Genomic DNA, 22248 nt, shown 5'->3' on the forward strand with positions numbered 1-22248 from the left:
CAGCTTCAAGTTTTATAAAAATAAATTTTTTGAGTAAAATTTTACGAAAAAAAACTTGCATTAATGCCAGCTAGCCAGCTTATATAGATAGCTAGTTAGTGAGCACTAACATATGTGAGTTATCTGCAAGTTATACACAATTTCTTCTTTTCTGCTAGAGCTTGCGAAAAAGCCAAAACCTCATTATCTTGTACCCATAGATTTTAAAAACACTATATCTAGTGGCTAACCGTAAATAGCAGTACTAGATAAGCAGCAGCAAAAATTAGGATACAGGGCCTCCCCTTCATGAATAAAGATCTTCTGATAACCAAACGAAGCGGTAAACAAGAAGCGATCAACTTAGATAAGATCCACCGAGTGATTACTTGGGCCGCTAAAGGCCTAAAAAACGTATCGGTATCGCAAGTAGAACTTAAATCTCACATCCAGTTCTACGACGGTATGGCGACCAAAGATATTCATGAAACCATTATTAAATCTGCTGCGGATTTAATCTCTCAAGAAACCCCAGATTATCAATTTTTGGCTGCGCGTTTAGCCGTGTTCCATCTTCGTAAGAAAGCTTATGGCCAGTTTGAACCGCCAGCGCTTTACGACCACGTTGTAAAACAATGTGAAGCAGGTCGTTACGACATGCATTTGCTAAAAGATTACACACCTGAAGAGTTCGCCCAAATGGACGACTTTATCGACCACTGGCGCGATATGGACTTTTCATACGGAGCAGTTAAGCAGTTAGAAGGCAAGTACCTTGTTCAGAACCGAGTCAGCGGCGAGATTTTTGAAAGCGCACAGTTTTTGTATATTTTGGTGGCGGCGTGTTTATTTGCTCACTACGATAAATCGGTTCGTTTAACCTACATCCGTCGCTTTTATGATGCGACCTCTAAGTTCAAAATCTCTTTGCCAACGCCGATTATGTCGGGCGTTCGTACCCCTACTCGTCAGTTCAGCTCTTGTGTACTGATAGAGTGTGGCGATAGCTTAGAGTCTATTAACGCCACAGCGTCTTCTATTGTTACTTACGTGTCGCAACGTGCAGGTATTGGTATCAACGCTGGTCGCATTCGTGCCCTAGGCAGTGAAATTCGTGGCGGCGAAGCCTTCCACACAGGTTGTATTCCATTCTATAAATACTTCCAAACTGCGGTTAAATGTTGTTCACAAGGCGGCGTTCGTGGTGGAGCAGCAACCATTTTCTACCCATTCTGGCACTTAGAAGTAGAGTCACTATTAGTACTTAAGAACAACCGTGGTGTAGACGACAACCGTGTTCGCCATATGGATTACGGTGTTCAGTTAAACAAATTAATGTACCAACGTTTGGTAAAAGGCGAAAACATCACCCTGTTCTCGCCAAGTGATACTCCAGGTTTATACGACGCCTTCTTTGAAGACCAAGACAAATTTGAACGCTTGTATGAGCAATACGAACAAGACCCGAGTATTCGTAAAGAACAGATTAAGGCGGTCGATTTATTCTCTTTGTTAATGCAAGAGCGCGCGTCAACAGGTCGTATCTACATTCAAAACGTTGATCACTGTAATACGCACAGCCCATTTGACCCAGCTCAAGCCCCGGTACGTCAATCTAACCTGTGTTTAGAAATTGCCTTACCCACAAAGCCGCTGCAGCATGTACATGATGAAAACGGCGAAATTGCCCTTTGTACTTTATCGGCCTTTAACTTAGGAGCGATTGAAAACCTAGACGAGCTAGAAGAGTTATCAGACTTAGCAGTACGCGCTTTAGATAGCTTACTCGACTACCAAGATTACCCAATCAAAGCCGCGAAAAAAGGCTCTGACGGTCGCCGTACCTTAGGCATAGGCGTGATTAACTACGCCTATTACTTGGCCAAAAACGGCACTAAATACAGTGACGGCAGTGCTAACAACTTAACTCACCGAACCTTTGAAGCTATTCAATACTGGCTATTAAAAGCCTCTATGCGTTTAGCCAAAGAGCAAGGTGCTTGTCCAATGTTTAACGAGACAACGTACTCGCAAGGCGTATTGCCTATCGATACTTACAAAAAGTCTCTAGATAAACTCAGTGACGAACCGCTGCATTATGATTGGGAAGAGCTACGCGAAGAAATCACTACGCATGGTTTGCGCAACTCTACCCTGTCGGCATTAATGCCATCAGAGACCTCAAGCCAAATCTCTAACGCGACCAATGGTATTGAACCACCACGTGGATTTATTAGCGTTAAAGCCAGCAAAGACGGTATTCTTAAGCAAGTAGTGCCAGACTTCGAAAACCTTAAGCAAAATTACGAACTGCTATGGGACATACCAAATAACGAAGGTTACTTGCAGTTAGTTGGCTTGATGCAGAAGTTTGTCGACCAAAGTATTTCAGCTAATACCAACTACGACCCAACCCGTTATGAAGGCAACCGCGTACCAATGAAAGCGCTGATTGCCGACCTATTAACCGCCTATAAATACGGGGTTAAGACGTTGTATTATCATAACACCCGTGATGGCGCTAGCGACCAACATGACGATATGAAGCCAGAGCCAGAAGACGATGATTGCGCTGGCGGTGCATGTAAGATTTAAGCCAAGTTTACGCGCGCAAGCGCAACAAGAATTTTTAGGAAAAAAATGTAGATGAGCTACTCAATTTTTACTCAAAATGCCAACGACGCCACCAAAGAGCCTATGTTCTTTGGTCAGCCGGTAAACGTGGCCCGTTATGACCAACAACGTCATGAGATATTTGAAAAACTAATCGAAAAGCAGCTGTCCTTTTTCTGGCGCCCAGAAGAAGTAGACGTAAGCCGTGACCGGATTGATTACAACAAATTGCCCGCTCACGAGCAGCATATCTTTATTAGTAATCTAAAGTACCAAACGCTGTTAGATAGCATTCAAGGCCGTTCGCCAAACGTAGCATTACTGCCGCTAGTCAGCTTGCCTGAGCTAGAAACCTGGATTGAAACGTGGGCCTTTAGTGAAACGATTCACTCACGCTCATATACTCACATTATTCGTAACATAATGGGCAATCCTGGTGAAGTGTTTGACGACATTATGGAAAACGAAGAGATCATCAAACGAGCCAATGACATTGCTGGTTACTACGATGATTTAATTCAAGCCACCTCTATTTACCATTTACACGGTGAAGGGCAACACGAAGTGGCAGGCGTGGTTCACAACATTACCGTGCGTGAACTCAAGAAAAAACTCTACTTGTGTTTAATGTCGGTAAACGTACTGGAAGCAATCCGCTTCTACGTAAGTTTTGCTTGTTCGTTTGCTTTTGCTGAGCGCGAGTTAATGGAAGGTAATGCTAAAATCATCAAACTGATTGCCCGCGATGAAGCACTACACCTTACCGGCACGCAGCACATGATTAACCTAATGCGCGAAGGCAAAGACGACCCTGAAATGGCCGAAATTGCTGCCGAGTGTGAAGTAGATGCATGGCGCATGTTTACCGATGCTGCAGAGCAAGAAAAAGAATGGGCGCAATACCTATTCAAAGACGGCTCGATGATCGGTTTAAACGAAGAAATTTTAAGCCAGTACGTAGAGTACATTACTAATACACGTATGCAGGCTGTAGGTTTATTGCCTTGTTTTGAAGACCGTAGTAACCCAATTCCATGGATTAACTCATGGTTAGTCTCAGACAACGTACAAGTTGCTCCACAAGAAGCGGAAATCAGTTCTTACCTTGTGGGTCAGATTGATTCAAGCATCGACATTGATGACTTCGAGGATTTCGAACTGTAATGTCTCAGCAAGAAGGTCGCGTTATAGCAGGTGGCATTGAGGTGGTCGTAGATGGCCACCACAAGAGCATTCTCGAAGCCTATGAACAAGCGGGTTTTACCCCAGAGTTTCATTGTCGCGAGGGCGTATGTGGTGCCTGCCGTACCACCTTAGTAAAAGGTGAAGTGGAATATACCCAATCACCTTTAGCTAACATCCCTAAAGGTCAAATCCTTAGCTGCTGCAGCAAACCTAAAGGGACTATTGAAGTAGCCGAACTACCGCCTTTTAAACGCAAAATTGCATAACTCAAACTCTAATATCAACCAACGAGCCAACTGTAAGAGTAATTAAGTAACATTAATAGAGAATACCACTTGTCTAACAAAAATGACTCAGGGTTAATCATAAAGATATTCTTGTTTAAGAATAGGTAAATGCCAAACTGTAACGAGTAAATGAGAGGCATAAGCCTCCCAGTTATCAAATTACAGACTTATAGAAGTAGCAGTTAATACGGGAGTTAAACGCTCACTACCTACTGATGAACTAACGACATCGCTCATAGTGTTTGAATCAAAACTCGCCATTGCGTCGATGAGGCTATCAACCGAATTAACTTCTACTTCAGCAACATCAAAATCACCAATTACTCGACTTACACCGCCGTCAAAAATAAACTCTTGTAATTGGTAATATCTGTTTACATACCAACTCTCAACAGTTACCTTATCGTCGCTCCCGTCAACCGAAATAATCAAATTATCATTAGTCTTCTCAAATGTTAGTTGTTCTTCAGATATACCTTCACCAAATTGTAATACGTCATGGCGCATGGTGCTCCAATCGTACGCATTAATAATGTCTTGGCCATCTCCTTTAGAGAAAAGGTAGGTATCGCTGCCGCGACCACCCGTAAGCCTGTCATTTCCTTCTCCTCCTTCGAGAATATCATCTCCTTCACCGGCTGTAATATCATCAGCACCTTGACCGCCGCTGAATATATCTCGGCCATCATGTCCAGACAAAACATCATCCCCAACAGTTCCAAGGCTTATTAATGGACTATTTTGGGTTAACTCTATAAAGCTTTTACTGCTTCCATCTGAAAACTCAAAAGCTTGGAGCTCGTAGTATCGATTGGTAAACCAACTTTCTACTGTTATTTTGTCCTCACTACCGCTGAAAGTAATAACTAGCGCCTCTCCTATTTTCTCAAAAGCTAGTTGTTCTTGTGTAATTCCATCACCAAATTTAAGTAAATCTCGACGTTCATTTCCCCAATCGTAGTTGTTAATGGTGTCTTGACCGTCTCCTTGAGAAAACAAATATGTATCGCTACCTCGCCCACCAGTTAAGTAATCGTTTCCAGTGCTTCCGTTGATAATATCGTCGCCAACGCTCCCAGTTAACTGATCATCTCCCGTACCACCTAGGACAAGATTAGCTGTCCCGTCATCGGGGTCTGTGGTTCCACCATCTGGGTCTGTGGCTCCACCATCTGGGTCTGTGGCTCCACCATCTGGGTCTGTGGTTCCACCATCTGGTATATTGCCACCATTAGCTATAATACTTTCAAACTCAGAAGCAGCTATTTGTTCTCCGCTAGCTAACTCAATGTAGGAAATCGCAGCGTCATCATTAGTGAAGTGCCACTTTACAGCTACGCCTTGATCATTGGTGCCATTAACCAAAATAACCAAATCATCTTCAATCCTCAGTAAGTACAGGTCTTCTTTAGTGAAGCCATCAATGAACAATACTCCGTCATTTCCGCCCCCCTTGTTATCAATAATGTCTAAACCACCGTTTACACCATAGTAATAAATATCATCTCCAGCACCACCTCGCAGAGTATCTTGGCCTTGCTCACCAAATAAGTGATCATTTCCCGCTCCACCCTCTAATATATCAGCGCCATCAGCAAGCAAACCGGTTCCATCTCCACCATATAACGTATCGTCGCCACCGCTTGCTTGAATAGAATCATTACCTAAACCACCATAAATAATGTCATCGCCTGTAAATGAGAAGTTTTCATTTGATTCATCTCCATTTATATAGTCATCACCGGCTCCGCCCATAATAAGGTCGTTTCCACCGCCGCCGTAAACTATATCGTTACCATTACCAGCAAAAATTTGGTCATCTCCATGGTAAGCGCCATCTAAGGAATTAGAGTCACCGTAAATTCTGTCAGCGCCATCTCCACCGGTAATAACATCATTACCAACTTCACCCCAGATTTTATCATCACCTTCTCCGCCATCAATCACGTCGTCATGATTAACACCCCCGGCATCACTTTCAACTTCATCAACGATATAATTAGTACCTGATTGATAAACGCCACCAGGAGTAAATCCACCAACAGTGTTTTCTATAATTTCACTGTCACCGTAGATTTTATCATTGTCCGCACCGCCATTTAGAAGGTCATTGCCGGTCCCACCAACCAACAAATCCTCACCGGTTCCACCAATTAACGTATCAATGCCGTCTTCGCCGGCTAAGATGTCGTGGCCACTGCCACCGTATAAAAAGTTTTCGGTGGAAAGGTCACTTTCATAAAAACTCAACTCTTCTTTTAAGGTAACCGTTCCGTTGTATATTTGAGTACGCCAATTAGCGAATAAGAAGTCGTGACCATCTCCTCCATATATATGATCACTGCCAGAAAAGCCCGATAGCAAATCTATTCCGCCTAAACCCCAAATGTAGTCATCTCCATACATCCCATTAATCAAATTTTTCTGGTCAGAGCCGGTTAGCTGATCATCTAAGTTCCCACCTTCAAACACCGTGTCATACAATATTCCAAAGCCTGCAACAGAAATTTGCTCAGCAACGGCAGCGTCATAAATAATTTCTTTATCATTTATAAATTGGTATTCCGCAGTTTGCTCTCTTCCCACATAAGATTGGAAATACCTTTTATTGTCAAATATATCAAATAGTGGAGCAGTATCAGATATAACATAGGTATTACTGTCATCTGCAATAGGAGCTTCCTCTTCAAACTGATTTAACACAAATCCAAAGTCATTCACTATTTCAGAGGTGTTCTCTATGGTTAGTGTTCCTTCGGAATCACTCATTGAAACAATGAGTATTCCTTCTTCTGAAAACGAATAAACATTGCCCTGCTGATCTTTGTAAATACTACTGCCAACCGAAGTCTGTTCTAGCTCACTAATCTCTTGCCCATTAATTACTAATTTATTTGCACCATAACCATCAAAAATTACATCGTTACCGTCGCCAGAGTTATAGTAATAGGTATCATTACCTAGACCACCGTACAATGAATCGTTACCCTTACCACCAGTGAGTAAGTCATCACCTTCACCACCAACAATGATGTCGGTGGCGTTCCCCCCTACTAAGGTATCATTACCTGCTCCACCATCTAGTTGATTAGTGTATCCTTCACCCGTTGGGGTTGCTTGGTCACCAAATATTTGGTCATCGCCATCACCACCGGATAGGTAATCATTTCCTTCACCACCGACTAAATAATCATTACCGTTACCACCATATATGTTGTTATCGGAATCACCACCATAAGTAGTATATGAATGGATCATAGAGCCGGTAGCGCTGTCGAAAGTCATAAGAACTGAATTTGCACTATCTGCACCGGTGCCATTTACTCGTATCTCACTAACAAAGCCTTCTGCATTAACATCGCCTACAAGTACCTCAAAACGGCTAGTATCAATGGCCATTACTTCACCGTTAATTGAATAAATACGGCACTGCTGGTTTGCATCATCAAATTCAATGCCTTCAGGCCTAATTCGATTATCTTCAGTACCGTCTTTAGGGAAGGTGTCTACAATAAACTCTACCGGTTTAGGGTCGTAGCTAAATATGCCTTCTAATGACTCAAAGCTATCAATAACTAAATCTGAAAAATAAGTACCACCTTCTGGCCTAACTAAAGAATAAACAGCCAAGCCCACGCCTACAGCAGTAAAAGCGACAGCTAAAGCAGGCGTAGCTGCTGCTAAAGCTGCAGTGGCAAGACCTAGTCCAGCAATATCTAGAAGCACATTATCTGATGGCTTCCCATAGTTTTCTAAATCCTCATAAAAAGTATTTGTAATCCCAGCTATCTCTATAGGCTTCAACCCCGGTATAGACTTACCAACTAAATGAGATAGAGTATTTAGAGCCCCAGCTAAGTCACCAGCAGCCCTAATATGATCTCCTTTTTGAAAATTATTTGCAGCACCGGCTATTTGTATACTAGCTGTAGATTTACCGCTTAGTATATTAATCACTGCTTCTGCGCTGGACGCTGTTCTATTAGACATTATTTACCCTTAAATAAATTTGTAGCTGTTGACATGATAACTATTACAGAAAAAATCATAATTATAATTACGAAAGAACTAACTGGAGAGAAATATCTTTCTTTCACTTCATTTTTTTCAAAATATTCCTCTCCCAAAATAATCAAATTTGTTATAAACATTCCGTCCGCATCAAAGAACCCTGGAATAAACTCGACACAAGCATTCACTCCAACACTTTCTTTAATCCCCCCCAAATAATGTTCATGATAAAAAGAGTTCATCTTAAAATCATGTCTTACCTTCCCAACAGATAAAACTAAATGCCAAGATGAGCTCCCCCTTGCTATATTTGGCTTTTCGCGGTCATGATAATAATCATCTAACACTCCACAAATAGTCTCTCGCTGCTCGAAGCTTTCTTCCGTTCGGAATAAACCACTAGTTGATGGCTTCATCATTGTTAAAAGAAGAATACACCCAAAATAAAAAAAAGTTCTTTTAAAACCTTTCGGCGGAAATTCAAAATTCATATAACTGCCCCCTAACAATCAAAACCTTGAGAAACACACAAGTTTGAATAAAAATAAGAACTATTGGCTAATTGATAGTGACTACCACTTTCAACTAACTCACCTTCATTAATAACAAGTATTCGATCGCAGTTTCTAATAGTATTTAAGCGATGGGCAATGCTTATTACTGTTCGCCCTTTGGTTATCTCTGGGAGGCGACTGATAACTGCAGCTTCAGACTCATAGTCTAATGCGCTAGTGGCTTCGTCTAATATTAGAATTTTAGGGTTGGTAATGAGTGCTCTAGCCAAGGCTATTCGTTGCCTTTGCCCGCCTGACAAATTACCTGCACGTTCGGTTAACTGGGTGTTATAGCCTTGCTCAAGTTCGCATATAAACTCATGCGCTCCAGCAAGATTGGCAGCTTGCTCTATTTCAGTAATATTTGCTTGAGGGCAACACTGACGAATATTGTCGGCAATAGAGCCTGAGAAAAGGTGATTGTCTTGAAGTACAATGCTCATATTGCGACGAAGCTCGACCGGATCAGAAATGGCTAAATCTTGTCCGTCTATATATATTTCTCCAGAGTCTGGGCTATATAAACGCTGCACTAGCTTAGTTAATGTACTCTTGCCTGATCCGGAGCTTCCGGTAATGCCAATAAACTCGCCAGGTTGTATAGAAAAGCTCAAATTTCGCAATACTTCAGGCGCGTCACTTTGATAACGAAATCGTACTTGATTAAAACGAATAGCACCTTTAACAGCGGGGCTTGAAGTTAAGCCATCAGAATCTGATTCTGGAGGCTCTGACAAAATATCACCAATACGCTTTAATGAAATAAGGGAGTGTTGAAACTCTTGCCAAATTTGGGATAAACGTAAAATAGGTTGAGTCACTTGGCTAGCTAACATATTAAAAGCGACCAACTGCCCAGCAGTTAAGTCACCAGACAGAACCAGTTTAACACCTAACCATAATAGTAATGCCGAAGATAACTTTTGAATTAATCCAACGCCCTGCTGTGCCCATATACTGGTAATACGAGCACTAAGGTTAGATTTCAACTCAAGAGCCAAGCCTAACCGCCAAGCTTTAATAAATCCATATTCAACTGCATTGGTTTTTATGGTTTCTATGCCTGTGACCGCTTGATTTAAATAAGCTGTATTTTCAGCTGAACACTCAAAGCTATTGTTTACACGCTTCCTCAGGCTTGGCCCAATAAGCAACCAAAAAACAAAATATATAACTAAAGATATAAACACAACAGCGGTCAACTGAGGTGAGTAAAAAAACATTACCAGTAGAAAAACACCAACAAAAAACAAATCTAAAACTAGACTTAATGCCGAACCAGATAAGAATTGACGAATATTGTCCATCTCTCTAACTCGCGCAATAATTTGGCCACTTTGTTGCTTACCAAAAAATCCCATAGGAAGCGAGAGTAAATGTTTATACAATCTACTGTTTAGATCTGAAGTTAACTTACCCGTAAGATTTGAAAACAACCAGGCTCGCAGATATGAAAATAAAGGTTCAAATAACGCTAAAGCTAACATTGCAATAGCCAACACTTGTAAACTCGGTAAGCTACGGCTAACCAAGACCTTATCTATAACATTTTGAAATAGAAAAGGAGTAACAAGTGCAATCACTTGAATAAACAAAGAAATGAGTATTATTTTCTTAGCTTGTTTAACGTGTTTAATTATAGAAGGTATAAACCAAGAAAACTTGGATACTGGGTGGTTAGCGATAGATTTAGCTACACCCAGCAGGATTACTCGCTGTTGACTCTGACTTTTCCATTGTTTGTAAGTTAAGCAAGTAACAACCCTTGTTGTAGGGTTCTGTATGTCTACAGTGCTTTTAGTCACGTTGACTATCACATGATACTGCTCATTGATAATAGTCAGCACAGGCGTTGGCAGCTGTTCTAACTGCGCTAGTTCAATATTAACTGCTCGTGCTTTTAAACCTATATGTTTTGCGCTTTTACATAGTTCTAATTCACTAGCGACACCTTGCACTAAACCTAGTCTATGGGAAAGAGACCTCGCAGTCACCGATTTATCAAAATACTCTGCGGCCAATACTAGCGAGGCTATACCTGAGTCGATGTTATTGTCCTTTATAGCACTTGTCATTTTAACGCTCTCTCAGAGCTTCAGATTGATATTGCTGCAAAGGGCTAAGTAAATACTCAATAACCCGGCGTTTACCTGTTTTGATTTCCGCCATAATACTCATGCCAGCAGAAAGGTTTATGGTTGAATTATCGACTACAATATCTTCTCTAGATAAGCTTACACGTGCGGGAAACACTAGCCCCAATTGCTCATCTTGCACCGCATCTTTCGAAATATATAAAACCTCTCCGCTTATGGTTCCATATTTAGTAAAAGGGAAACTATCAACTTTTATAGCGACACTCTGGCCTGGCAATACAAATCCAACATCTTTGTTTAGTACGCTTACTTCTGCCTCAAGTTTAGCCTGCGCAGGTACGATGACCATAAGTGCCTGAGCTGGCTCAACAACCCCTCCGACGGTATGTATAACCAGCTGCTGCACGATTCCATTAACCGGTGAACGTAAAGTTTTACGGCGCAAGCGTTCGTGAGCTTTTACTAATTCTTGCTTAACTTGTCCTTGTTCTACTTCAACTTGATTCAGCTCCTGATAATACGTATTTTTATTCTTAGCCAATAAGCTATCTATCTGTTCATTAATACTGCTATGTTGAGCCTTAAGAACTAAATCTTGAGCATGTAAGCTGTTGATTGTTCGAACAACGTCTAAGTATTCTTTTTCTTGCTCGAGTAACTCAACACGCGCAATCGCTTTACTCTTTGCTAGGGTACGCCTAGCATCTAACCTCATGTCCACGTTGCTTTTTAATGACAAAAGTGAATCTAAGTCGTTTTGGTTGGCTTTTTGTTGGGCTAAGTTCACTTCTTTCTCTGCAGCTAGCTGCTCCAGAACAGCAGAGTTTTCATCTAACTCACTTCTAAGCTGTAGAAGCATCATGTCGGCAAGTCGGCTCTTATTTGTGACTCGCGAATGGAAGTGGTCTATGGGCGCTTCGCTTAACAAAGACCTTAATCTGAATGAATCAAAAGTAAGCTGATTCAACTGTTGAGTTAAACGACTTATCTCTGCTTTAACATCAACTGTATTTAACTCGATGAGGATGTCGCCTTTACTTACATATTGGCCATCTTTCACATGTATTCTTACCACCTCCCCCTGTTCCAAGGGCTGAACAACTTTTGAATGGCTTGAAACCATTATCTTTCCGTGTGCTCCGGCATGAATATCAAGCTCACCAATAAAAGACCAAACCAATACAACAGCCAAAAACGCCGTTATCAACCCAGCAGTAACCCTGGCTTTTGGAGATGGAGGTTTATCAATTACATCGATGTGAGCAGGTAAAAACTCATAGTCATCTCTTGCTAAATTGGATGTTCCATAGCGCTTCATATTTGAGCGAAGGCCGATTTCTATTTTTTTGATCATGCAGCACCTGCTAAAGCTTGTCTCTGCATCTTCCAAAGGTTTGAATAAGCCCCGTTTAAAGCTAGTAGTTCTGCGTGAGTGCCCTGCTCTGAAATATAGCCGTTTTCCATATACAGTATCCGGTCACAATACTTAACTGTTGATAAGCGATGAGCCACTGTAATCACAGTTTTATGTTCGCATATTTTAGCCATATTCTTTTGCACTATTTGCTGTGTCTCATCATCAAGAGCGCTTGTTGCTTCATCAAAAATCAAGATTGATGGCTCTCCAACTAACGCCCTAGCAATTGCAATACGTTGCTTCTGACCACCAGAAAGAGAACTACCACCCTCCGCTATGATTGTGTCGTAACCATTAGATAGTTTAACAATGAACTCGTGTGCCCCTGCTAGCTTGGCAACCTTAACAACTTGTTCAAATTCTACGCTTGGGTGTTTAATTGCAATGTTTTCTCGGACAGATAAGCTGAATAGGTAGTTTTCTTGAAGCACAACGCCTATTTGCTTCCTTATATAAGTAGATGAAACGTTATTTATTAAATGCCCATCAAGTAGGATCAAGCCTTTCTCTGCAGGGTAAAGTTTTTGTATTAGACGAGTAAATGTACTTTTACCAGAACCAGAAGGTCCGACGATACCTACACTTTCACCGTGAGAGATTGATAAATTAACATTGTTTAATACGAGAGGAGATTTTGGAGTATACCTAAACTTGATGTCTCTAAATTCAATTTTTTTAATTACTTTAGATTCAGGAAAAAAATGCTGCCCCTCTAACTCACTAGGTATATTGAGTACATCGGATAATTTTTCGACTGATACCTTTGTTTGTACAAACTGATGCCATAATTCAACCAATTTTGCCATTGGTTGATTAACATGCGTGGCAATCATGTTAAAAGCAATCAGCTGCCCAATTGTCATCTCAAGGTTCATTACCATAGTTGAGCCTATCCATATAATTAATACAGAAGATAGTCGTTGAAAAAAATTAACAAATTGACTCACGCACGATTGAAGTTTTTGCATTGAAAAGTTGGCTTCAACAAGTTTTTTAGTTTGTAACTCCCACTTTCTTTGAAATATAGGTTCTATAGCTAAACTTTTAGCCGTTTCACTACCGTGGATACTTTCAGTTAGAAATGCGGTATTGACAGCTCCATATTCAAACTGCTTTTCTATTCGGTGTTTTAGCGGCTTCGCTGTACACCAAGCTAACAAAGGATATATAGGAATCAGACATAAGACTATCATTGCTAGAGAAGAGGATAGATAAAACAAGATGAGAATAAAAAGAAAAACAAAACTAATATCAACTAGAAGCGTTAAAGCGCCTCCTGTCAGCAAGTTACGTATACTATCTAATTCTTTAACCCTAGTAACAATCACCCCCACTTGCCGACTTTTAAAAAAAGACATTGGCAATCTTAATAGGTGTTCAAATAGCTTTAACCCTAGATTTATATCCACTCTGTTTGTAGTATGTATAAACAAATAGTCTCTAAGACCTTTTATTACCACTTCAAAAACGCCAACTATTACTAGTGTTAGCACCAGAACATCTAGAGTAGCTAAGGCGTTATGAATCATCACTTTATCCATAACGACTTGAAAGAAAAGAGGAAGAAAAAGAGCTAGCACCTGAATAAAAACAGAAAGGAAAAGTACCTCACCAAGAAGTTTTCTGTATTTTATAAATTCTGGTATAAACCAGCTTAAATCAAATTTACTTGATTTCTTTTCATATATAATTTTTCCAGTCCATAGTGAACTCAGTTCATTTAAGGAAATAACTGCTGGTGATTTTGAATTATTGAACTGAACAAGCGCTTCCTTTGAAGAAATTTTGGCTAATAAAGCGTATTCCCCATCATCAGATTTAAATGCTAAAGGTGGATTGGTCTGCTTTAGCTTTCTGAAACTTAGACTTGAGCTGACAAATTTAACCCCACTTTGAATTGAAATGTCTTCAAGCAGCTTCCCAAGACTCTGACTGTGTTTTACTCTTTGAATAAACTTTGTAGTGTTTCCATTTAAGTTACAAAGAAGAGAACAACAATTCACTACAGAGTTGTTAATACCATAATCGCTCACAAAACCGGTCTCACATCCTTTTTAAGAACGCAGCATGGTAGCTTTAAAAACAATAATCTCAATAACCCAAATGGATGAAATGATAATTTAATGACTTTCTACATGTATTTTCATCATATTATATCTTCCGAATAGCTATAAAGTTATCAATTCTCCCCCTTCAGGCGACCTAGCCCCTACATGATAATTCTTAAACATTAAAGGTACATGAACTATACTTCCAGTAAGCACTTTAGTTTTTCTGCGAATGACAGATAACAAAGATACGTCTGTTTAACTGATTTTCCAGAGAGGCCGTGATGATCATTCGACGCCAACCGTTGATAGTAATTAGCAGTTCGCTATTACTGCTTACCGTTGTGCTTATCGGCTGGAAAGTGATGAGCACACCGCCCATTAGTGAGACCGCGATTTGCCGGGCGGCTATTGCCACTCATTTTATGCAGCGACAATTAGGACAAATTCAAGCCCTGCCCGATTATCCTCATCAGTACGTTAGTGCTAGTCATGTGGGCGATATCCCTAAATCCATCGATTGCCAAATCAGTGGCCAATTAATCAGTATTAGCCAACAAAGCCAAGCAATAGCCAACCTTTATGTTGAACAAAAGCGCAACCAAATCGCCATTATTGTACCGCGGCAAGCCGCACCAAACCGAGTCAGGTTATTCACCCGCGAACAACTCACCTTTCCAAAGGTACGCTTAGCTAAACACGATTTAGCCACTGGCATTCATGAGATGTATGGCGAGGGATTTGATACCAACCAAGTGATTCAGCAAACCGTTGCCTTGGTTAAAGCTAACCACATTTGTGGTCAGTTAGAACGACAACAAAATTTAAAACTGTCACCCGTGCCAATAAGCGATAGCTATATGAAGCAAGCGCATAAACTCACTCCCTACCTCATTAACATGGTACAGCGTTCGCCACTCAATGTTGAGGAAATACAAAGAACTAAGCAGCAAATCGCCCAGTTAGAAAGCGGTTTTCAAGAGAATACCAAGAGCTTGGTAAATTGGCTTCAGCAAACCCAAAGTAACACACCAATCGATAAGCGATTATTGGAGTATCATTTGCGTGATTTGAAGCGCGCTAATCCAAGGCTCTACCTACCTAGCTCCTGTAACCAAGCTTATATTCACTCAGCTGAGCTCACTCAAACCCTATAACTGTGAACAAATGTGTCTCAGCGCATGTTGTTTTCGCGCTTATTCGTTATACACTACCCCTACTAAGTGATTAAGAGAGGAAGATGACACAATGGTAACTGATAGCGAAGGTTACATTCAGCTAATTGGCTTTTTAACAGATAACCTGGCCTTATTTGAACACACTCAAGCCCAGAAAAATCCGTTAACCATTTGCGATTATGTATCTGAACAGTTATCCGAAAGTGTTATGTTGGTCTGTCGCCAACATGAGCATCTTGAGAGCGAACACCGTTTCATTGTTATTCGGGAAATTGACGCCATCGTAAATGACTTAGAGCAGGTATTGTCTGGAGTGTGGATGTCTAGCCCTACTCAGCAGCAACAGCAGTTCATTGATGAATTTGTTGGACTAATTAAGAATATGTTCGACAACCAACTGATTGCCGTCGATCCTATTTAGTTAGTTGCTACCAAAAGCTTTAATCCCCTGTAAGTGGCTAAAACAATGCTCCCTCGCAATATCTAAAAAGGCTTCAATGTAGGCGCTGTCTTGATGACTCTCATGGCGCGCCGCATACAAGTTCTGCCACAAATGCCCGTCACCCAATTCGCGCGTAACGATATAACCTTTGTTTACATACTCGGTTAAAGCCCAATTTGGTAATACCGCTACTCCGCGACCACTGGCCACTAACTGCATCATCATTATGGTCATATCAACTTTACGCACAGCTAACGGTTCTACGCCTGCGGGATCGAGAAACAGATTAAATAAATCTAAGCGGTGGGTATCAACCGGGTAAGAAATAAGCACTTGATTGGCAAAATCCTCGGGCTCAATCACGGCTTTCTTTGCCAGTGGGTGATTTGGGCTTAACGCTAAGGTAGGTTGGTATGAAAATAAAGGCTGAAACACAATGCCCTCACAAGGCTGGGGATCAGAGGTTATCACCAAATCAAGCTGGCCTTGGGCAAGTTCAGGCAAGGGTTCAAAACTAAAACCACTGCTAAAATCTAATTCGACATCAGGCCAAAGGCCGCGGTAATTATCAATAGCTGGCATTAACCAATTAAAACAGCTGTGGCACTCAATGGCTAAATGTAGTCGCCCGGCTTGTCCGCCCACCAACCTAGCAAGCTCTCGCTCGGTATGCTGAACTTGCTCTAGTACATTGTCGGCCAGTTCCAACACACGTAATCCCGCCATGGTGAATCGTATCGGCTTGGTTTTACGCACAAACAACTTTGCCCCAATGCGTGATTCTAACTCTTTTAACTGATGAGAAAGCGCCGATTGAGTTAAACATAAGCGCTGAGCAGCGACCACTAACGAGCCGGTTTCTCTAAGCGCTTGTAAGGTTTTTAAGTGTTTGAGTTCTAACATAGTCTCGCAATGGTTTGAGGTTTTGCACGGCCAGTTTATCACCAACTATTGGTGGTTCAGCCCTTTACTAATAAAAAATCCTGAAAAAGCTCAAATACCTTCGGCAAACACTTGCATGCAACCAGAAAAAGTAAGTTAATACGTCTATTCTAAAGGGACAGAAATAATCATGTATCAAATAGAGAAGTCACATAAGCTAGATAACGTATGCTACGACATTCGTGGTCCGGTATTAAAACAAGCTAAACGCCTCGAAGAAGATGGCCACCGAGTAATCAAGTTAAATATTGGCAACACTGCCGAATTTAACTTTGAAGCCCCGGAAGAAATTCTAGTAGACGTAATTCATAACCTACCTACTGCCCAAGGTTACTGTGACTCCAAAGGTTTGTTCTCTGCCCGTAAAGCGGTGATGCATCATTATCAGTTACAAGGTTTACGCACCACCACCTTAGAGGACATTTATCTCGGGAACGGGGTAAGCGAACTTATCGTTATGGCCATGCAAGCGCTATTAAATAATGGCGATGAAATGCTAGTGCCCTCACCCGACTATCCATTATGGACAGCAGCGGTAACACTCTCTGGTGGTAACCCGGTTCATTATGAATGCGATGAAGAAGCCGGCTGGTTCCCAGATATCGAAGATATTCGCAGTAAAATCACACCGCGTACTAAAGGCTTAGTGGTTATTAACCCTAATAACCCAACCGGTGCGGTATACAGCAAAGAATTACTGCTTGAATTGGTAGAGCTTGCCCGCCAACACAACCTTATTTTGTTTGCTGACGAAATCTACTCAAAAGTGATTTACGATGAAGCACTGCACGTGCCTCTATCCACCTTGTCAGACGATGTATTAACGCTCACCTTTAACGGTTTATCTAAAGCTTATCGCGTATGTGGTTTCCGCTCTGGTTGGTTGTTAGTAAGCGGGCCGAAACATCGTGCTAAAGATTATATAGACGGATTAGATATGCTGGCGTCTATGCGCCTTTGTGCCAATGTACCGGTACAACATGCCATTCAAACCGCCCTAGGTGGCTACCAAAGTATTAACGAGCTTATTGTCCCAGGTGGTCGATTATACGAACAGCGAAACCTAGCTTGGGAATTATTAAATGATATCCCAGGGGTAAGCTGCGTTAAACCACAAGGGGCTATGTACTTGTTCCCTAAACTGGACGTTAAGAAGTTCAATATTAAAGACGACCAGCAGTTTGCATTAGATTTATTGCAACAAGAGAAGATTTTAGTGGTACAAGGCACCGGCTTTAACTGGAGCAAACCCGATCACTTCCGCATTGTATTTCTTCCTCGAGAAGAAGAACTACGAGAAGCTATTGGCCGTATCGCTACCTTCCTTGACGGTTATCGCCAAGCGGACTAAACCAAGTAAAGTGAATTAGAGGGCGCTAACTGCGCCCTTTTTTATTGCTTTTTGCCTTAGCATAAGGTCATGTTATTTTTAGAAAATGTGTTGTACTGTAAACAACATCATTTTTTAAAGAGCCACTTGAATGAATGCACTGAGTGAACAAGCCGGTACAGCACGCTACGCAGAAGATCAAAGCCAACGTCGTAACGACCACCGTAACTCTTGGCAACGGGATCGCGCCCGCATCCTCCACTCAGCCGCTTTTCGTCGTTTGCAAAATAAAACTCAGGTGCTGAGCATTGGTAATAACGACTTTTACCGCACGCGCCTCACTCACTCTCTCGAGGTTGCTCAAATTGGCACCGGCATTGTTGGCCACTTACACACCGTTAAGCATGCTCAAAACCATTGTCTTCCAGAGCTAAACTTAATAGAAAGCTTGTGCTTGGCTCATGATATTGGCCACCCTCCTTTCGGACATGGCGGAGAGGTAGCGCTTAACTATATGATGCGCGACGATGGCGGCTTTGAAGGCAACGCGCAAACCTTTCGCATTCTTACCAAGCTAGAACCCTACACCAAAAATAACGGGATGAACCTCACTCGCCGAACTTTGCTAGGCATAATGAAGTACCCCTGTTTGCTCAGTCAGCTCCAACGCCAGCCCTTGCCACCTGTAGCTAAAAGCTTTCGCCAGCTCAAGGTTGCAGATTGGGCGCCAGCTAAAGGTGTTTACGATGACGACAAACATTTATACGACTGGGTATTAGCCAGCGTATCAGAACAAGACCGAGAACAGTTTGTTCACTCCAGAAACATGGGCGAGCAACAACACCGTAAATCAAGCTTTAAGTCTCTAGACTGTTCAATTATGGAGTTAGCCGATGACATTGCTTATGGGGTGCATGACTTAGAAGATGCCATTGTAATGGGCATTGTGAATCGCCATGATTGGCAAGAACAAGTGGCCTCTGCCATCGCCGATATTAAACAATGCTGGTTAGCGGATGAAATAGGCCCTCTATCGGTCAAACTGTTTAGTCGTCACCATTACGACCAAAAAGACGCCATAGGGAGTTTAGTTAACGCCTTTATCACCTCTATTAGTTTGCAAGAGCAACAGCGCTTTGGCGAGCCCTTATTAGATTTACAAGCCAGAATGGACCCACCAATGGCGCAAGCGCTAGAAGTACTCAAGCGCTTTGTATTGCATTATGTTATTCAAACACCAGAAATTGAAATGGTGCGCTTTAAAGGCCAGCAAGTAGTAATGGAGTTATTCCAAGCATTCGCTAGTGACCCAATGCGCCTCTTACCCCTTAATACCCGTAGGCGCTGGCAGCAAGCCGGAGAAGACGGAGATAGCCAAGCGCGTGTTATTGCCGACTACATAGCCGGCATGACTGATGATTACGCAAACCGACTGTTCCAAACCTTGTTTTAAATCGTGAGCCAGCTTGTTAACCCACCATTAAAACCACCCTTAGCGTACTACCTCACTAAGGGTGTAAACCTCAAACACAGCAAAGTTTTTGACGTATTTTGCAGCAGAACATTACCCATTTTGCAAAGTATTCAATTGTATTTTTAGCGCTTTTTCTAGCGATACGACAAGTCTTAACCAGCGCCCCAAAAAGCGTTAAATTCGTTGATTTTTATCAAGTCGCTTTCCCCCTAAACCACTAGATTTAAGAGAGATAAACAACAAGAGGTATCGTTATGATTAAAATTGCAGACATCATGACAACTAACCCCCATACCGCCTCAGAGCAAACTACGCTAGAGCAAGCGATTAGCCTGTGCAATGAACATAAGATCCGCCACATTCCCATCGTCGATAATCAGCAAAACCTCATTGGCCTAGTGAGCGAGCGCACTTTGTTAGCGGCACAAGAGTCTTCACTTAGTAACACAAGCAAAGAACAGCGCACCGCTCACGAACAACAAATTATGCTTTGCCATATTATGGTGACCAAGTTACATACTGTAGATCCAGAGGCTGGTGTAGGAGAAGCAGCAAGGCATATAGAGCGTTATCGAATTGGATGCTTACCCGTGGTAGACGGTAAAAAGCTGATAGGTATTATTACCGATACTGATTTTGTTGGTGTGGCAATTTCTTTGTTAGAAATGTTAGCAGAACAAGAGCCTTTACACTCAGACCCTTAGGTAATATTACAACAATATTACAAATTTTAGTGACGCACCACTAACTAATACACGAACATAAATTAAATTTTAGTAAAAAAATTACAAATTGAGGTTGTTTTGTGAGCTGCGTCACGATAGGATTGCACCATAAATTGTTTGGCGCTTTCATCCTATGGCGCTGTATTCAGCCGATACTGAATTTGTCGATTTATGGGGCCGCTAATCGCCCCTGCTATTTTGCGCTTTAGCTGTAGCACGTATTAGTCATTCCTTATGTTTTTTTAGTCCAGCCTAGCGCTGGATTTTTTTTATCTGCTTCTCCTACCCCGTACGCCAATTAATCGTTAACAGATAAACAATACCCCTCAGAAATGCTAGAATTTTCCGTTCCTTAGTTTGCGTTGCTCGGTATGACAATGCTTATCGACAGCAATATGTTCTGATCACTTAAGCCCGGTTAATAGCCACTGTTACGGATAATAAACATGCACGCTCGAATACTCACGTTGGGGTTAGTTCTTTTAAGCAGTTGCTGCATCGCCGAGGATAACGGCGAAACCCTATGGATCCCAATGATCGATCCAGGGCTATTGTGGGACAGCGAGATAAGGCTTGAGGCAACTCTTTACAAACCTATTGGCGAAGGCCCATTTCCCTTAGTCGTGTTTAATCATGGGTCTACCGGTCCTGGCATTATTGATAAAGACTTGAGCATTAAACCTTGGGGTTTAGGCGCTTACCTTACTAAGCACAATATCGCGTTGTTAGTGCCTATGCGCCGTGGCCGCGGTAACTCTGAAGGCGAGTATAAAGAATCTTACAATTGCAGTGTAAACAGCGTGGAAGCAGGCCTGCATTATGCGCAACAAAGTTTAGACGCTATTTTCGCTTTTATAAAACAGCAAACTTGGGTCGACCAAGACAAAATCTTAATCAGTGGTAATTCTCGTGGTGGATTACTGTCGGTGATGTACGCCGCCAAACACCCCTCATTGTTTAAAGGTGTGGTTAATTTTTCAGGTGGCTGGATGGGTGAGCAATGCCAAATAAACGCCGAGAGTGCCAGCAACCTTGGTTTGTTCGCACAAGCAGCACAAAATAACCCGCTGCCACATTTGTTTATCTACGGACGTAACGACGCCTATTACTCTGACAGCACCATACAAAGTTACGTAAACGCATTTGCTGAACATTCCTCTCAAGTAGAATTTCAGTTCTATCAATTGGGTGACGGCATCAATGGCCATGAAGTGTTTTATAACTATGGTGATTTATGGCTCTATGGATACAATCAGTTCTTAAAGCAAACGGGCATGCTAGAGTAATTCACCTGCAGTTTTACCGCCTTAGGTCGTTACTCTGATATATGCTTATTGAATGAATTACCTTGCGCATTTCCATATCGCCCAATACACCAATACCTCTATACCCGGGGCATTACTTGGCGACTTTGTGAAAGGTAATCAGTGGCAACATTATCCTGAGCCTGAACAGCTAGGGATATTATTGCATCGGCATATAGACAGTTTTACCGATCAACAGGTTGCTCAACTAAAGCTTAATCTCTGCTTTCATCCAACAATGCGCCGCTATGCAGGCATCGCCTTAGATGTATATTTTGATTATTTGTTGAGCCAACATTGGCCTCACTATCACTCTGGCTCGAGAGATGATTTTATTACGCATTGCTACCAACAGCTGCACAATTACCCGCTCAAAGAACGCGCGCTGGTTACTGCCACGCATATGCGCGAATACGATTGGCTTACCCACTACAATGACCATCAGCAAATAACTGGAACTTTAAAAGCAATAAGTCGTCGACTCCGTCGCCCAACTAAGCTTGAATTGATGTTAGATGACATAGATAAACATAGCCAAACTATAGATCAGGCCTTTTCTGAGCTTTACCCACTGGTGTTAAAGAGGGTGATTAAATTTGTAAACGAATTTAATCTAGAAAGTTCAAGTCATTAAAAAGAGGGTAAGCCCTCTCTTTAATCAAA

16 protein-coding genes are annotated in these 22248 nt (G+C 41.7%); 10 read left to right on the forward strand and 6 right to left on the reverse strand.

Translation table 11 applies throughout. From position 1 onward, the window contains the following. Positions 1-288 precede the first annotated feature (288 nt). Genes nrdA through yfaE form a run of 3 tightly spaced genes read left to right on the forward strand, consistent with a single transcriptional unit; the run spans position 289 to position 4043 of the window. Positions 289-2574: a class 1a ribonucleoside-diphosphate reductase subunit alpha gene (gene nrdA / locus FFR00_RS00540; protein ID WP_137671417.1), complete on the forward strand. Its 2286-nt coding sequence runs from the start codon at positions 289-291 to the stop codon at positions 2572-2574. Between the two features lie 51 nt (positions 2575-2625). Continuing rightward, the gene (gene nrdB, locus FFR00_RS00545) at positions 2626-3756 is read left to right on the forward strand and encodes a class Ia ribonucleoside-diphosphate reductase subunit beta (RefSeq protein WP_137671418.1); all 1131 of its coding nucleotides are present in this window, start codon (positions 2626-2628) and stop codon (positions 3754-3756) included. After that, positions 3756-4043, forward strand: coding sequence for a class I ribonucleotide reductase maintenance protein YfaE (gene yfaE / locus FFR00_RS00550; RefSeq protein WP_137671419.1), 288 nt, complete (start codon positions 3756-3758; stop codon positions 4041-4043). The genes nrdB and yfaE overlap by 1 nt, the downstream gene beginning before the upstream one ends. 180 nt (positions 4044-4223) lie before the next feature. Here the strand turns inward: yfaE and FFR00_RS00555 are convergent, their stop codons facing one another. The 5 genes from FFR00_RS00555 to FFR00_RS00575 form a co-directional block, all read right to left on the reverse strand. Next, entirely contained in the window at positions 4224-7790 is a 3567-nt protein-coding gene (locus FFR00_RS00555) for a calcium-binding protein (RefSeq protein WP_161985058.1), read from the reverse strand. 263 nt (positions 7791-8053) lie between these two features. Further along, on the reverse strand, positions 8054-8566 hold the full coding sequence (locus FFR00_RS00560; protein WP_137671421.1) for a hypothetical protein: 513 nt from the start codon (positions 8564-8566) through the stop codon (positions 8054-8056). 11 nt (positions 8567-8577) lie between these two features. Beyond that, positions 8578-10704 (reverse strand): type I secretion system permease/ATPase, encoded by a 2127-nt coding sequence (locus tag FFR00_RS00565; RefSeq protein WP_137671422.1) that lies wholly within the window; start codon positions 10702-10704, stop codon positions 8578-8580. Position 10705: 1 nt separating this feature from the next. After that, positions 10706-12079 carry an HlyD family type I secretion periplasmic adaptor subunit gene (locus tag FFR00_RS00570; RefSeq protein ID WP_137671423.1) on the reverse strand — a complete coding sequence of 458 codons (1374 nt, stop codon included), beginning with the start codon at positions 12077-12079 and terminating at the stop codon, positions 10706-10708. Next, a complete protein-coding gene (locus FFR00_RS00575; protein WP_137671424.1) occupies positions 12076-14175 on the reverse strand; it encodes a peptidase domain-containing ABC transporter in 2100 nt (699 codons plus the stop codon). Before FFR00_RS00575 ends, FFR00_RS00570 begins: the two co-directional genes overlap by 4 nt. A 299-nt stretch (positions 14176-14474) precedes the next feature. Between FFR00_RS00575 and FFR00_RS00580 the strand changes: the two genes are divergently transcribed. Both FFR00_RS00580 and FFR00_RS00585 read left to right on the forward strand, forming a co-directional pair. Further along, positions 14475-15347 (forward strand): hypothetical protein, encoded by an 873-nt coding sequence (locus FFR00_RS00580; protein WP_137671425.1) that lies wholly within the window; start codon positions 14475-14477, stop codon positions 15345-15347. 91 nt (positions 15348-15438) lie between these two features. After that, entirely contained in the window at positions 15439-15789 is a 351-nt protein-coding gene (locus FFR00_RS00585) for a DUF3802 family protein (protein ID WP_137671426.1), read from the forward strand. On the opposite strand, the gene FFR00_RS00590 is transcribed toward FFR00_RS00585, so the two are convergent. Next, positions 15790-16713 carry a LysR substrate-binding domain-containing protein gene (locus tag FFR00_RS00590; protein WP_137671427.1) on the reverse strand — a complete coding sequence of 308 codons (924 nt, stop codon included), beginning with the start codon at positions 16711-16713 and terminating at the stop codon, positions 15790-15792. Between the two features lie 169 nt (positions 16714-16882). On the opposite strand from FFR00_RS00590, the gene FFR00_RS00595 reads away from it, so the two are divergent. From FFR00_RS00595 to FFR00_RS00615, 5 genes are all read left to right on the forward strand, one after another. Then, positions 16883-18103, forward strand: coding sequence for a pyridoxal phosphate-dependent aminotransferase (locus tag FFR00_RS00595; protein ID WP_137671428.1), 1221 nt, complete (start codon positions 16883-16885; stop codon positions 18101-18103). A gap of 130 nt (positions 18104-18233) precedes the next feature. After that, complete coding sequence (locus tag FFR00_RS00600) at positions 18234-19535, forward strand: anti-phage deoxyguanosine triphosphatase (protein WP_137671429.1); 1302 nt, start codon at positions 18234-18236, stop codon at positions 19533-19535. Positions 19536-19810: 275 nt separating this feature from the next. After that, positions 19811-20260, forward strand: a complete 450-nt coding sequence (locus FFR00_RS00605) for a CBS domain-containing protein (protein ID WP_137671430.1) — start codon at positions 19811-19813, stop codon at positions 20258-20260. 467 nt (positions 20261-20727) lie between these two features. Then, on the forward strand, positions 20728-21567 hold the full coding sequence (locus FFR00_RS00610; protein WP_137671431.1) for a S9 family peptidase: 840 nt from the start codon (positions 20728-20730) through the stop codon (positions 21565-21567). 52 nt (positions 21568-21619) lie between these two features. Then, on the forward strand, positions 21620-22219 hold the full coding sequence (locus FFR00_RS00615; protein WP_137671432.1) for an ACP phosphodiesterase: 600 nt from the start codon (positions 21620-21622) through the stop codon (positions 22217-22219). Positions 22220-22248 lie beyond the last annotated feature (29 nt).

Source organism: Agarivorans sp. Toyoura001 (assembly GCF_005405585.1).
Lineage (GTDB): Bacteria > Pseudomonadota > Gammaproteobacteria > Enterobacterales > Celerinatantimonadaceae > Agarivorans.